Genomic DNA, 14,429 nt, shown 5'->3' on the forward strand with positions numbered 1-14,429 from the left:
CGGCATGGACTGGAAGATCGAACTCATCATGGTCCCCGTCAGCGACGTCGATCGTTCCCGAGCGTTCTACGAACGCATCGGCTTCACCATCGACCACGACCAGCGTGTCTCGGACGAGCTCCGGTTCGTGCAGGCAACCCCTCCCGGGTCCGCGTGCTCGATCGCGTTCGGCCAGGGCATCATGTCGCCCGACGTGCTCCCAGGGTCGCTGAAGTCGATCCAGGTCGTCGTCCCGGATGCCGACGAGGCCCTCGCACACCTGCAGGGCCTCGGGGTGGACGCCGTCGGCGTGGACGAGATGGCCTGGGGTCGGTTCGTGTTCTTCACCGACCCGGACGAGAACGCCTGGACGCTGCAGCAGATCCCCGCACGCGGCTGAACGACGGCGGGCGGTCAGTCCTCCGGCGGCCGCTGCAGCAGCAGCCGGGCGTCGCCGAAGCCGAGCCGCCGGTAGAGCCGTTCGCCGTCCACGCTCGAATGGACGCTGATCCGTTCGGCCCCGAGCTCGTCCGCGATCTGGACCAACCGCGAGACGAGCCGCCCCGCGACCCCGAGCCCACGCAGGTCCCGGTGGACGTAGACGGTCTGCAGCTCAGCGGCGATCCGGCCTCCCGGCACGTGCGGCGCCGGTGGCCGTGGATGCAGCGCCAGCCACGCCATCCCGAGCACGACGCCGTCGCGCTCGGCGACGACGCACCGGTGCGACTCCGGGTGGGCGACGGCGAAGTCCGTCATGGCGTCGCGGTACGACTCGGGTGTCTGCGCGGCCTGTCGGCCGTCCTCCTCGATGCTCCACCGCCACCGCAGGTCGGCAACCGCCGGCATGTCGGACGGGCGGGAGGCACGGATCACGACGTCGTTCACGGCTCCACCTTCGCAGATGGACGCCACCGGAGACGCGAAACGCCGCCGAGAACGGCGGCGTTTCGGGAAGGAGACGGTGTGAGCGACTACTTCTTCGCGCTGAGCTGCTCGATGATCGCCTTGGCGACGTCGTGCATGGTCAGGCGGCGGTCCATCGAGGCCTTCTGGATCCAGCGGAACGCCTCGGGCTCGGTGAGGCCCATCTTCTCGTTGAGCAGGCCCTTGGCGCGGTCGACGAGCTTGCGGGTCTCGAAGCGCTCGACCAGGTCGGCGACCTCGGCTTCGAGGGTGATGATCTGCTGGTGCCGCGAGAGCGCGATCTCGATCGCGGGGAGCAGGTCGTTCGGCGTGAAGGGCTTCACGACGTACGCGAGCGCTCCGGCCTCGGTCGCACGCTCGACGAGCTCCTTCTGGCTGAACGCCGTGAGGAGGACGACCGGGGCGATGTGGTTCTTCGAGAGCTTCTCGGCCGCGGAGATACCGTCGAGCTGGGGCATCTTGACGTCCATGATGACGAGGTCCGGGCTGAGGTCGGTCGCGAGCTGCACGGCGGTCTCGCCGTCACCCGCTTCGCCGACGACGTCGAACCCGTTGTCGCGGAGGATCTCGACGATGTCGAGACGGATGAGCGACTCGTCCTCGGCGACGACGACACGACGGGGTGCTGTTGCAGTTGCTTCTGAGTCACTCACGACCGAAAGCCTACTAGACGTCGGGAGCGCTGCTTGCAGTACGAGTGGCGGGACTTGAACCCGCACGCCGTGAGGCAGAGCATTTTGAGTGCCCCGTGTCTGCCGATTCCACCACACTCGCGAGGTGACTCACGATACCAGCCCGACCCGGGCCTCCAGGCCGGTGCGTCCGGTCACGGACCTTCGAGCGCTTCCACCGCGGCCACCAGCCCGGCACGGCGGGGCGACCGCGGCGGCAGCGTCGCGAGCAGCGCTCGCAGCACGCGCGCATCCGCGGAACCATCAGGGGTACGGGACCAGGCGAGCAACGCGTCGGATGACCCGTCGGACACGACCGCCTCGCGGAACCGACCGCGCACCAGGTCGCGGAGCGCGTCCACGCCGGGCGCGGCGGAGCCGGGCAGGACGGGTCCCGGGTACCGGCTGACGGCCTGGAGGCGCGCCCCGCGGTCGAGCGCGGACAGCACGCCGTCGACGTCGGTCCGGACACCGCCGACCCGGTACGGGCGGGAGGCGAGCGTCACCGACGGTGCGGCCGACGACAGTACGCGGCGGAGCCGCACCACCTCGGCGCGGAGCGTGACGACCGCATCGGGGTCGCCGTAGACGGCGTCGGCGAGGTCAGCAGCGGCCATCCCCGCCGGGGCGGTCGCGAGCACCGCGAGGATCTCCGAGTGCCTGGCCGACAGCGCCACCGCTCGGCCCTCGACGTGCAGCGTCGCGGTGTCGGAGCCGAGCAGGACGAGTTCGGCCTCGGCGGGCAGGACCACCGAGGGAGTCGGGATCCGGAGCGTGGCGAGGGCGAGTTCCGCTTCGACCGCCGCGACCGTCGCACGCACGAGCGGCAGCGTGTGCCGTTCGACCGCACGGTCGTCGCCGGTGATGTCGAGCACACCGACCGCGCGTCCGGACGGGTCGTGCACCGGGACCGCCGTGCAGGACCAGGGCTTCACCGCGGTCGCGTAGTGCTCCTCGTTGCGGATCTGCACGGCACGGTCGATGCGGAGTGCGGTGCCTGGTGCGCTCGTGCCGACGTGTTCCTCTGCCCAGTCGGCGCCGGGGACGAACCCCATGTCCTCCGCTGCCCGTCGAGCAGTCCTGGCACCGTCCACCCAGACGAGCCGGCCGGACGCGTCGCCGACGGCCACGACGCAGCCGGCCGACCGCGTGTCGTCGACGAGCAGGCGGCGGACGATCGGCAGCAGCGTGGCGAGCGGCCCGTCGCGCCTGGCGGCGTCGAGTTCGTCGGCGCCGAGGGCGACCCGTGGGACACCATCGGGGTCGACTCCAGCGGAGCGGCGCCAGGAGTCGGCGACGAGGGGACGAACGGATCCCGGTCGGGGTGCGCGCATGCGTCCTCCGTCCTCGGGTCCGCCCGTCGCGCCGTCGCGCCGGGTGCGGCCAGCCTACGTCCGGTGGGTGGCCGGGACCAGACCGAGATCCTCCAGTTCCGGGTCGGTGAACATCCGGGACCTGGTGAGGAACCGCTTGCCCTCGGGTACCTCGAGCGAGAAGCCGCCGCCGCGCCCGTCGACGACGTCGATCGTGAGGTGGGTGTACTTCCAGTACTCGAACTGGGCCTTCGACATGTAGACCTCGACGGGGTCGATGCCGTCGACCTCGAGCGCCCCGAGCAGGACGTCGCCCGGCCCGGTCATGAACATGCCGACGGGGTAGCACATCGGGCTCGAGCCGTCGCAGCAGCCGCCGGACTGGTGGAACATGAGCGGGCCGTGCCGGGCGGCGAGGGACCTGAGCAGGTCACTCGCCGCCGGCGTGACCGCGACGCGGTCGGTGCTCATCAGAAGAACCCCATCGGCCCTTCTGCGTAGGAGACCAGCAGGTTCTTCGTCTGCTGGTAGTGGTCGAGCATCATCTTGTGGTTCTCGCGCCCGACCCCGGACTGCTTGTACCCACCGAAGGCCGCACCCGCCGGGTACTGATGGTAGGTGTTCTCCCACACACGTCCGGCCTGGATGTCTCGACCTGCCCGGTAGAGGGTGGTGGCCTCGCGGCTCCACACACCGGCGCCCAGACCGTACAGGGTGTCGTTGGCGATCGAGATGGCGTCGTCGTAGCCGCTGAAGGACGTGAGCGCCAGGACCGGCCCGAAGATCTCCTCCTGGAAGATGCGCATCGCGTTGTCGCCCTCGAAGACGGTCGGGGTGACGTAGTACCCGCCGGACAGCTCGCCGCCGAGGTCGGCTCGCTCCCCACCGGTCAGGAGCTTCGCCCCCTCCTGCTTGCCGATGTCGATGTAGCTCAGGATCTTCTCGAGCTGGTCGTTCGACGCCTGGGCGCCGATCATGGTCGACATGTCGAGCGGGTGCCCCTGCTGCACTGCACGCACGCGATCGAGGCCGTCGGCGACGAACCCGTCGTAGATCTCCTTCGCGACGAGCGCGCGGGACGGGCAGGTACACACCTCGCCCTGGTTGAGGTTGAAGAACGCGAACCCCTCGAGTGCCTTGTCGTAGAACGCGTCGTGCTCCTGGGCCACGTCGGCGAAGAAGACGTTCGGGCTCTTGCCGCCGAGCTCGAGCGTCACGGGGATGAGGTTCTGCGACGCGTACTGCATGATGAGCCGGCCCGTGGTCGTCTCCCCCGTGAACGCCACCTTCCGGACGTCAGGGTGCTGCGCGAGCGGGGCACCGACCTCGAACCCGAAGCCGTTCACGACGTTGAGCACGCCGGCGGGGATGAGGTCCTGGATCAGCTCGACGAGCACGTGGATCGACGCCGGCGTCTGCTCTGCCGGCTTCAGGACGACGCAGTTGCCGGCGGCGAGGGCCGGCGCGAGCTTCCACACCGCCATCAGGATCGGGAAGTTCCACGGGATGATCTGGGCGACGACGCCGAGCGGCTCGTGGAAGTGGTACGCCACGGTGTCGTGGTCGATCTCCCCCGTCGAGCCCTCCTGCGCGCGGATGGCCCCAGCGAAGTAGCGGAAGTGGTCGATCGCGAGCGGGATGTCCGCACCGAGGGTCTCGCGGATCGGTTTGCCGTTCTCCCACGTCTCCGCGACTGCGAGGAGCTCGAGGTTCTGCTCCATCCGGTCGGCGATCCGGTTGAGGATGTTCGCCCGTTCGGTGACGCTGGTCTTCCCCCACGCGGGGAACGCCTTCCACGCGGCCTGCACGGCGCGGTCCACGTCGGTGGAGTCGCCGCGGGCGACCTCGGTGAAGACCCGCCCGGTGACCGGTGTCGGGTTCTCGAAGTACTGGCCGCCGGTCGGGGCGACGTACTCGCCCCCGATGAAGTGGTCGTACCTCGGTCGGAACGAGACGAGTGATCCTGCCTCGCCGGGTGCGGCGTAGGTGGTGGGCGATGCTGCGATGGTCATGGTGGTGCCCTTTCGACGACGCTGTCGGGGCGCACGATCCGCGCGCCTGTCCGCGACGCTACGTGGACAGGGGTTGCATCCGGTTGCACGCGCGAGCGGGCCGGTCGTCCTCCGGGTACTGTCCAGGTCGTCCAGCTCCGATCAGGGAGGAGTGCTCGTGGATTCCCGTGCAGTCCGGACGTTCCGGGTGTTCGTCATCGTGACGTCCGTCGTCGCCATCGCGCTCGGCATCGTCGCGATCGTCTGGCCCCGGCCGTCCCTCGTCGTCGTCGCACTGCTCTTCGGCGTCTACCTCGTCGTCGCCGGCGTGATGCGTGTGTTCGCAGCGGTCCGCGGCCACGGGACGCCGCCCGTGTGGCGGTGGACGTCCGGCGTGGTCGGGGTGCTCGTCGCGATCGCCGGCCTGGTCACGCTCCTCGACCCCGCCGTCCCGCTCGTGGTCTACGCCGTGCTTGCGGGGATCGGGTTCGTCATCGAGGGCATCGCGTCACTCGTCGGCGGGTTCGCCGGACACCCCGGTTCCTCCCGCATCCCGACGGTCGTCAGCGGGGTGCTCTCGATCCTCGGCGGCATCGCGGTGCTGTTCGCGCCGGGCCTCGCCCTGACCGTGTTCATGGTCTTCGCCGGGATCGCGCTGATCGTGGTCGGGGCGGCGGCCTTGCTGCTCCTGCCCCCGCGGGCCGCCGTCCGCCGGTAGCGGGCGGTCGCTACGCCGATCCGGTCCCGAAGAGCAGCCCGAGCAGGTACGTGACCACCGCGGCACCGAAGCCGATCGCGAGCTGCCGCAGTGCCCGACGGAGCGGCGAGGCACCGCTGAGGACGCCGACGACCGCGCCGGTGCCGAGCAGGGCGATCCCGACCAGGAACCCGGCCACGGCGACCGCGGTCCAGCCGTCGAGCCCGAACAGGTAGGGCAGCACGGGGATGATGGCGCCGGACGCGAAGAACAGGAAGCTCGAGATCGCCGCGCTCATGCCGTTGCCGACCGCCTCGTGGTCGTCGACCGGCCGGGTGGACCTGGTGTCCGGCCCGGTTCCGAGCCCGGCGAGCACGTCGGTCGCGTGGGCCTCGGCCTCGTGCTCGGGCATCCCCCGCGCCCGGTAGACCAGGGCGAGCTCGTTCGCGTCGACGTCGAGGTCCGCGACGGCCCGGTTCGCGTCCGGATGCGGTGACGACGCCTCGAGCAGCTCGCGCTGGGACCGCACCGACACGTACTCCCCCGCGCCCATCGACAGGGCACCCGCGAGCAGCCCCGCGATCCCGCTCAGGAGCACGAAGTGCCGGTCCGCTCCCGAGGCGCTGATGCCGATGATCAGCGCGAGGTTCGAGACCAGTCCGTCGTTCGCGCCGAAGACCGCCGCCCGGAACGTGCCGGACAGCCGCATCCGGCCGCGGTTCGCCAGCCCGCGGACCACCTCGCCGTGGATCCGTTCGTCTGCGGCCATGCTCGCGGTCGCGTCCGCGTCGTCCGCGTACGGCGAGCGGTCCTCGGCGCGTTGCATGAGCGCGAGCACGAACACCGACCCGAACCGCTTCGCCAGTCCGGCGAGGACCCGCGTCCGCAGGCTGCCACGCAACGGTCGGCCGATGTCGTTGCCGAGCAGGTCGATCCAGTGCTGCTCGTGCCGGCCCTCGGCCTCCGCGAGGGCGCTCAGGATCTCCCGCTCCTCACCCTCGCGACGGGCCGCGAGGTTGCGGTAGACGGCGCCTTCCGCGCGTTCGTCGGCCAGGTACCGTCGCCATCGGCGCACGTCCGTGGGCCGTCGGCCCACCGTCTCGGACCGGAGGCTCCGCTCACTCATCGCGATCGTCTCCTGTCGACGGGATGGGGGCTCTGGACGCGAGCGGGCGCGGACCGGAGGTGGTGCAGTCAGCTGCACCGGGCCTCCCGTCCGCGCCCTCGCGCGATCCGCGGGACTAGTCCCGAACGTACGCCGGTGCGGCCTCGGCGTGCGCGTCGCCCACGCGGTGCACGCGGAGGTCGTTCGTCGAGCCCTCGAGTCCGGGAGGCGATCCAGCCGTCACGATGACGCGGTCACCGGGTGCGGCGAGGCCGTTGTGGATCAGGACGTCGTCGACCTGACCGAACAGCTCGTCGGTGTGCTTCATGCGCGGCACCAGGAACGAGCGGACGCCCCAGGTGAGCGCCATGCGGCGACGTGTGGCCTCGTTCGGGGTGAACGCGATGATCGGCAGCCCGTGGCGCAGACGCGACATGCGGCGCGCCGAGTCACCGGACTCGGTGAAGACGCAGAGGTACGACGCCTCGGTGAACTCGGCGATCTCGACCGCGGCGAGCGTGATCGCTCCACCGAGGGTGCGCGGCTTGGTGCCGAGCGGCGCGATGCGCTCGAGGCCGTGGTCCTCGGTCGACTCGACGATGCGCGCCATGGTGCGGACGGTCTGCACGGGGTACTCGCCCACGCTGGTCTCGCCGGAGAGCATCACGGCGTCGGCACCGTCGAGCACCGCGTTCGCGACGTCGGACGTCTCGGCGCGGGTCGGGATCGGCGACGAGATCATCGACTCGAGCATCTGCGTCGCGACGATCACCGGCTTCGCCATGCGGCGGGAGAGCTCGACGGCGCGCTTCTGCACGATCGGGACGGCCTCGAGCGGGAGCTCGACGCCGAGGTCACCGCGGGCGACCATGATCGAGTCGAAGGCGTCGATGATCTCCTCGAGCGCGTCGACGGCCTGCGGCTTCTCGATCTTCGCGATGACGGGCAGACGCTTGCCCTCTTCGTCCATGATCTCGTGGGCGCGGTCGACGTCGGCGGCGTTCCGCACGAACGACAGCGCGATGAGGTCGGCGCCCTGCCGGATCCCCCAGCGGAGGTCCGCTTCGTCCTTCTCGCTCAGCGCGGGGACGTTCACGGCGACGCCGGGGAGGTTGATGCCCTTGTTGTTCGACACGGTGCCGCCGACGACGACCTCGGTGCGGACGCGCACCCCGTCGGTGTCGAGCACGCGGAGGCGCACGCGGCCGTCGTCGATGAGGAGCGGGTCGCCGGGCTGCACGTCGTCGGGGAGACCCTTGAACGTGGTGCCGCAGATCTCCTTCGAGCCGGGCACGTCCTCGGTCGTGATCGTGAAGACGTCGCCGACGGCGAGTTCGTGCGGGCCGTCGGCGAACTTCGCGAGACGGATCTTCGGACCCTGGAGGTCGACGAGGATCGCGACCGGCTTGCCGAGTTCCTCGGCGGCGCGACGGACGTTCTCGTAGTTGGCCTCGTGGACGCTGTAGTCACCGTGGCTGAGGTTGAGTCGGGCGACGTCCACGCCTGCCTCGATGATCTCCTTGACGGTCTCGTAGTCCGACGTGGCCGGGCCGAGGGTCGAAACGATCTTTGCGCGTCTCAATGGATTCCTTCGTGTGGTGTCTTGTGGGGCTTGCGGCTGCTGCTTGCTTGCTGGCGTGGGGCTTCGCAGTACGAAGAAGAGGCCACCAGCACCCTATCGAGTGCTGGTGGCCTCCCGCTCACCGAGTGGTGGCCATCAGATGGAGATCGCCCGGTCGGTCGCCTTCACCGGCGCCGGCAGCATCGTGGTGCCCTCGAGGTACTCGTCGACCTTCGCGGCGGCCGCACGGCCCTCCGCGATGGCCCAGACGATCAGGGACTGACCGCGACCGGCGTCACCGGCGACGAACACGCCGGCCTCGTTCGTGGTGTAGTCGGCCTGCCGCGCGACCGCGCCGGACACCGTGACCGGGAGCCCGAGCTGCGGCTCGAGCGTGTCGGTCTCGGGACCGGTGAAGCCCATCGCGATGAGGACCAGGTCGGCGGGGATCTCCCGCTCGGTGCCGGCCTTGGGGACCCGGCGGCCGTCGAGGTACTCGGTCTCGGCGACACGGAGCGCCCGGACCTCGCCAGCGTCGTTCGAGAGGAACTCGACCGTCGAGGCCAGGAAGGTGCGCTCCCCGCCCTCTTCGTGGGCGCTGGTGACCTCGAACACGGTCGGGAACATCGGCCACGGCTGGTTCTCCGGGCGCTCCAGCGGCGGCTGCTTGCCGATCGCGAGGTTGGTCACGCTCAGCGCGCCCTGACGGTGGGCGGTCCCGATGCAGTCCGCACCGGTGTCACCACCGCCGATCACGACGACGTGCTTGCCCTCCGCCGTGATCTGGTTGTCGACGACCGTGCCGGCACCCGCGCGGTTCTGCTGCACGAGGTACTCCATCGCGAAGTGCACGCCGGCGAGGTCGCGACCGGGGATGGGCAGGTCGCGCGGGACCGTCGCACCGGTGGCGACGACGACCGCGTCGTAGCGCGACTTCAGGTCGTCCCAGGTGATGTCCCGGCCGATCTCGACACCGGCGCGGAAGCGCGTGCCCTCCGCCTGCATCTGAGCGAGTCGCGCGTCGATCTGGCGCTTCTCCATCTTGAAGTCCGGGATGCCGTACCGGAGCAGACCACCGATGCGGTCGTCACGCTCGTAGACGGCGACGGTGTGGCCGGCGCGGGTCAGCTGCTGCGCGGCCGCGAGCCCGGCGGGACCGGAGCCGACGACGGCGACGGTCTTGCCGGTCAGGCGCTCCGGCGGGTGCGGGGTGACCCACCCGTTCTGGAACGCCTCGTCGATGATCGAGACCTCGACCTGCTTGATGGTCACGGGCGGCTGGTTGATGCCGAGCACGCACGACGACTCGCACGGAGCCGGGCAGAGCCGACCCGTGAACTCCGGGAAGTTGTTCGTCGCGTGGAGCCGCTCGATCGCCTGGCGGCCCTCGCCGCGCCACGTGAGGTCGTTCCACTCCGGGATGAGGTTGCCGAGTGGGCAGCCCTGGTGACAGAACGGCACGCCGCAGTCCATGCAGCGGCCGGCCTGGCGCTTCAGCTGGCCGGACTCCTGCTGCTCGTAGACCTCTTTCCAGTCCATGAGCCGGACGGGGACGGGCCGACGCTCGGGCAGTTCGCGTTCCTGGACCTTCAGGAATCCCTTGGGGTCAGCCACCTGTTACCTCCATCGGGTTCGTGTGCTCGGTCTGTTCCGGACGCGCCGTGATCTCAGCCACCGGTCACCTCCATGATCCTGTTCCAAACGATGTCGCCGTCGGGGTCGAGCCCCTCGTCGACGGCCTGCTTGCGGGTCTCGAGCACTGCGGCGTAGTCGCGCGGCAGCACCTTGACGAACTCGGACAGGTCACCCGACGCCAGCAGGTCTGCGGCGACCGTCGAGCCCGTCTCGGCAGCGTGCCGCTCGAGCAGGTCGGTGACGATCTCCACGTCGGCGCTGTCCAGTTCCTCGAGCCGGAGCTCGCCGCTGCCCAGGGAGTCCTGGTTGACGTGCTCGGTCCGCAGGCTCCTGACGTATGCGGTGCCACCGGACATGCCGGCGCCGAGGTTCCGACCGGTCTCACCGAGGATGAGCGCGAGGCCACCTGTCATGTACTCGAGCGCGTGGTCGCCGACGCCCTCGACGACGGCCGTCGCGCCGGAGTTCCTGACCAGGAAGCGCTCCCCCACGATGCCGCGGATGAACATGCTGCCCTGGGTGGCGCCGTAGCCGATGACGTTGCCGGCGATGACGTTCTCCGACGGCTCGAAGCCGCTCGACTCGGCCGGGCGCACGACGATGTCGCCACCGGAGAGTCCCTTGCCGACGTAGTCGTTGCTGTCGCCGATGAGCCGCAGGGTGATGCCGGACGGCATGAACGCGCCGAGCGACTGTCCGGCGGACCCGCGCAGCGTGACGTCGATCGACCCGGCCGGCAGCCCGTTCTCACCGTGGCGCAGCGTGACCTCGTGGCCGAGCATGGTGCCGACGGCGCGCTCGGTGTTGCGGATCGGGAGGTCGAGCGTGACGGACCCACCGTGCTCGAGCACGTCGGACGCCTTCTGGATGAGCTGCACGTCGAAGTGCTGCTCGAGCTCGTGGTCCTGCTCGCGATGGTGCCGACGGGGTTCCTCCGCCTGGAACTCCGGCCCCTTGAGGACGGGTTCGAGGTCGAGGCCTGACGCCTTCCAGTGCTCGACGGCGCGGTCGACGTCGAGGACGCCGGTGTGCCCGATCGCCTCGTCGAGGCTGCGGAAGCCGAGTTCGGCGAGGAGCTCGCGGACTTCCTGAGCGATGAACTCGAAGAAGTTCACCACGAACTCTGGCTTGCCCGAGAACCGTTTGCGGAGCTCCGGGTTCTGCGTCGCGACGCCGACCGGGCACGTGTCGAGGTGGCAGACGCGCATCAGGATGCATCCCTCGACGACGAGCGGCGCGGTGGCGAAGCCGTACTCCTCCGCGCCGAGCAGCGCTGCGACGACGACGTCACGGCCGGTCTTCATCTGGCCGTCGACCTGCACCACCACGCGGTCGCGCATGCCGTTGAGCATGAGCGTCTGCTGGGTCTCGGCGAGACCGATCTCCCATGGGGTGCCTGCGTGCTTCAACGAGTTCAGCGGCGACGCACCGGTGCCACCGTCGTGGCCGGAGACGAGCACGACGTCGGCGAGGGCCTTCGTCACGCCGGCGGCCACCGCACCGATGCCGGACTGGCTCACGAGCTTGACGTGCACGCGTGCCGAGGGGTTGGCGCGCTTGACGTCGAAGATCAGCTGCTTGAGGTCCTCGATGGAGTAGATGTCGTGGTGCGGCGGCGGCGAGATGAGGCCGACACCGGCGGTGGCGTGCCGGGTGCGCGCCACCCACGGGTAGACCTTCTGCGGCGGCAGCTGCCCGCCTTCGCCGGGCTTCGCACCCTGGGCCATCTTCAGCTGGATGTCCGTGGCGTGCGTCAGGTACATGCTCGTGACGCCGAAGCGGCCGGAGGCGACCTGCTTGATCGCGCTGCGGCGTTCGGGGTCGAGGAGTCGGTCGACGTCCTCGCCGCCCTCACCCGTGTTCGATCGCCCGCCGAGACGGTTCATCGCGATGGCGAGCGTCTCGTGGGCTTCCTTCGAGATGGAGCCGTAGGACATCGCGCCGGTGTTGAACCGCTTGACGATGGACTCGATCGACTCGACCTCTTCCAGCGGGACGGGCTTCCGCTCGCCGTGCTTGAAGCGGAACAGACCGCGGAGCGTCATGAGCTCCTCGGACTGGTCGTCGACCGCGCTCGAGTACTCCTTGAAGATGTCGTACCGCCGGGCACGGGTGGCGTGCTGCAGGCGGAACACCGTGTCCGGGTTGAACAGGTGCGGCGGGCCTTCGCGGCGCCACTGGTACTCGCCACCGGTCTGCAGGCGCTCGTGTGCGAGCACCGCGCCGTCCTGCGGGTACGCCTGACCGTGCCGCTCGGCGTTCTCCTTCGCGATCACGTCGATGTCGACGCCGCCGAGGATCGACGAGGTGCCGGTGAAGTACTTGTCGACGAACTCCTGCGACAGCCCGACCGCCTCGAACGCCTGGGCGCCCGCGTAGCTCGACACCGTCGAGATGCCCATCTTCGACATGATCTTCAGGACGCCCTTGCCGAGCGCCTTGATCACGTTCTTGACGGCCTGCTCGGGGGTGATCCCGCTGATCATGCCCTGGCGGACGAGGTTCTCGCAGGTCTCCATCGCGAGGTACGGGTTGATCGCGGAGGCACCGTAGCCGATCAGGGTCGCGACGTGGTGGACCTCACGCACGTCGCCCGCCTCGACGATCAGGCCGACCTTCATGCGCTGCTCGGTGCGGATCAGGTGGTGGTGCACGGCGGCGAGCAGCAGCAGGCTCGGGATCGGCGCGCTCTCGGCGTTGCCGTCACGGTCGGACAGCACGATGAACTGCTTGCCGGACTCGATGGCCTCGTCCACCTCGTCGCAGACGGCCTGGATGCGCTGCTCCATGGCCTGTTCGCCCGCGTCGACACGGTAGAGGCCCTTGATCGTCACGGTGAGGTGCCGACCGGACGCCGTCTCGAAGTGCTGGACCTTCGCGAGCTGGTCGTTGTCGATCACCGGGAAGTCCAGGACGATCTGCTTCGCGTGCTCCGGACCGGCGTCGAGCAGGTTGCGCTCCGGGCCGAGGCCCATGCCCATCGAGGTGATGACCTGCTCGCGGATGGAGTCGAGCGGCGGGTTCGTCACCTGGGCGAACTGCTGGGTGAAGTAGTCGAAGAGGAGCCGCGGGCGCTGGGACAGCACGGCGATCGGTGTGTCGGAGCCCATCGCGCCGAGCGGTTCCGCACCGGCCTGCGCCATCGGACGCAGCAGGATCCGGACCTCTTCCTCGGTGTACCCGAAGGCGCGCTGTCGACGCGTGACGGAGGCAGGGGTGTGCACGATGTGCTCCCGCTCTGGCAGGTCGCGGAGGTTGATCCGGCCGGCCTCCAGCCACTCGCCCCACGGCCCGGAGGACGCCAGGCCCTGCTTGACCTCGTCGTCCTCGATGATCCGACCGGCCTCGGTGTCGACGAGGAACATCCGGCCGGGGCGCAGACGGCCCTTGCGGACGACCTTCGACGCGGGCACGTCGATCACGCCGGTCTCCGACCCCATGACGATGAGGCCGTCGTCGGTGACCAGGAACCGGCCGGGACGCAGGCCGTTGCGGTCGAGCGTGGCGCCGACGAGCGAGCCGTCGGTGAACGTGATCGCGGCGGGGCCGTCCCACGGCTCCATGAGCATCGAGTGGTACTCGTAGAACGCCCGGAGCTCCGGGTCCATGTCGACCTGGTTCTCCCACGCTTCTGGGACCATCATCGACACCGCGTGCGGGAGCGTCCGCCCGGTCAGGGTGAGCAGCTCGAGGGTCTCGTCGAAGGACGCGGAGTCGCTCGCGCCGGGGCTGACGATCGGCAGCAGCGGCGCCATGTCGCCGAGCAGCTCGCTCTCGAGCTGCGACTGGCGGGCGCGCATCCAGTTGCGGTTGCCGCGAACGGTGTTGATCTCGCCGTTGTGCGCCAGCGTGCGGAACGGTTGGGCGAGCGGCCACGACGGGAACGTGTTCGTGGAGTACCGGGAGTGCACGATCGCGAGCTTCGACGCGAAGCGCTCGTCACTGAGGTCCGGGTAGAACGGCTCGAGCTGGAGCGTCGTGACCATGCCCTTGTAGACCATGGTCCGGCTCGACAAGGACATGAAGTAGACCTCCTGCTCGCGCTCGACGCGCTTGCGGAGACGGAAGGTCTGGCGGTCGAGGGCGATGCCGCTCCAGGCGGCGCCTTGCTCGTCGTGCCGCTCGGACGCCACGAACAGCTGCTCGAAGGCCGGCATCGCGGCTCGTGCGAGCGTCCCGAGGACGTCCGGACGCACCGGCACCACACGCCAGCCGAGGACCCGGAGGCCCTCCTCGGCAGCGTACGACTCGACGGCGGCCTTCACCGCGGCACGGTCGGCCTCGTCCACCGGCAGGTAGGCGGTACCGACGGCGTACTCGCCCGCGGCGGGCAGCTCGAACGGCGCCTCGTCGCGGAAGAACGCGTCGGGCACCTGGCAGAGGATGCCGGCGCCGTCTCCGGTGCCGGCGTCCGAACCGACGGCACCGCGGTGCTCGAGGTTGCGGAGCGCACCGAGCGCGGCGTCCACGATGTCGTGTCCTGGCGTCCCGCGGAGCGTCGCGACCATCGCCAGGCCGCAGGCGTCCTTCTCGTTGGCGGGGTCGTACATCCC

At 70.0% G+C, this 14,429-nt stretch carries 11 protein-coding genes and 1 tRNA gene; 2 read left to right on the forward strand and 10 right to left on the reverse strand.

The features are described from left to right. The first annotated feature begins 4 nt into the window (after positions 1–4). On the forward strand, positions 5–379 hold the full coding sequence (locus AAEP80_RS13075) for a VOC family protein (protein WP_413601834.1): 375 nt from the start codon (positions 5–7) through the stop codon (positions 377–379). Positions 380–393: 14 nt separating this feature from the next. Here AAEP80_RS13075 and AAEP80_RS13080 read toward each other — a convergent pair whose 3' ends face one another. From AAEP80_RS13080 to AAEP80_RS13105, 6 genes are all read right to left on the reverse strand, one after another. Further along, positions 394–864, reverse strand: coding sequence for a GNAT family N-acetyltransferase (locus AAEP80_RS13080; protein ID WP_420364726.1), 471 nt, complete (start codon positions 862–864; stop codon positions 394–396). 86 nt (positions 865–950) lie between these two features. Next, complete coding sequence (locus AAEP80_RS13085) at positions 951–1,556, reverse strand: ANTAR domain-containing response regulator (RefSeq protein ID WP_420364727.1); 606 nt, start codon at positions 1,554–1,556, stop codon at positions 951–953. Positions 1,557–1,595: 39 nt separating this feature from the next. Then, a tRNA-Leu gene (locus tag AAEP80_RS13090) sits at positions 1,596–1,677 on the reverse strand. Between the two features lie 52 nt (positions 1,678–1,729). Further along, complete coding sequence (locus AAEP80_RS13095) at positions 1,730–2,908, reverse strand: GAF domain-containing protein (RefSeq protein WP_420364728.1); 1,179 nt, start codon at positions 2,906–2,908, stop codon at positions 1,730–1,732. Positions 2,909–2,962: 54 nt separating this feature from the next. Continuing rightward, positions 2,963–3,358 (reverse strand): DUF779 domain-containing protein, encoded by a 396-nt coding sequence (locus tag AAEP80_RS13100; protein WP_402728821.1) that lies wholly within the window; start codon positions 3,356–3,358, stop codon positions 2,963–2,965. Then, a complete protein-coding gene (locus AAEP80_RS13105; protein ID WP_281264672.1) occupies positions 3,358–4,899 on the reverse strand; it encodes an aldehyde dehydrogenase family protein in 1,542 nt (513 codons plus the stop codon). Before AAEP80_RS13105 ends, AAEP80_RS13100 begins: the two co-directional genes overlap by 1 nt. A 157-nt stretch (positions 4,900–5,056) precedes the next feature. On the opposite strand from AAEP80_RS13105, the gene AAEP80_RS13110 reads away from it, so the two are divergent. Continuing rightward, positions 5,057–5,596 carry an HdeD family acid-resistance protein gene (locus AAEP80_RS13110; protein WP_420364729.1) on the forward strand — a complete coding sequence of 180 codons (540 nt, stop codon included), beginning with the start codon at positions 5,057–5,059 and terminating at the stop codon, positions 5,594–5,596. Between the two features lie 10 nt (positions 5,597–5,606). On the opposite strand, the gene AAEP80_RS13115 is transcribed toward AAEP80_RS13110, so the two are convergent. The 4 genes from AAEP80_RS13115 to gltB form a co-directional block, all read right to left on the reverse strand. Further along, on the reverse strand, positions 5,607–6,701 hold the full coding sequence (locus tag AAEP80_RS13115; RefSeq protein ID WP_420364730.1) for a VIT1/CCC1 transporter family protein: 1,095 nt from the start codon (positions 6,699–6,701) through the stop codon (positions 5,607–5,609). A gap of 115 nt (positions 6,702–6,816) precedes the next feature. Further along, positions 6,817–8,262 (reverse strand): pyruvate kinase, encoded by a 1,446-nt coding sequence (pyk, locus tag AAEP80_RS13120; protein WP_402728824.1) that lies wholly within the window; start codon positions 8,260–8,262, stop codon positions 6,817–6,819. A 135-nt stretch (positions 8,263–8,397) separates the two neighbouring features. Further along, positions 8,398–9,855 carry a glutamate synthase subunit beta gene (locus AAEP80_RS13125; RefSeq protein ID WP_413601829.1) on the reverse strand — a complete coding sequence of 486 codons (1,458 nt, stop codon included), beginning with the start codon at positions 9,853–9,855 and terminating at the stop codon, positions 8,398–8,400. Positions 9,856–9,908: 53 nt separating this feature from the next. Beyond that, positions 9,909–14,426: a glutamate synthase large subunit gene (gene gltB / locus AAEP80_RS13130; RefSeq protein ID WP_420366868.1), complete on the reverse strand. Its 4,518-nt coding sequence runs from the start codon at positions 14,424–14,426 to the stop codon at positions 9,909–9,911. Positions 14,427–14,429 lie beyond the last annotated feature (3 nt).

The organism is Curtobacterium sp. L3-7 (assembly GCF_048756585.1).
Classification (GTDB): domain Bacteria; phylum Actinomycetota; class Actinomycetes; order Actinomycetales; family Microbacteriaceae; genus Curtobacterium.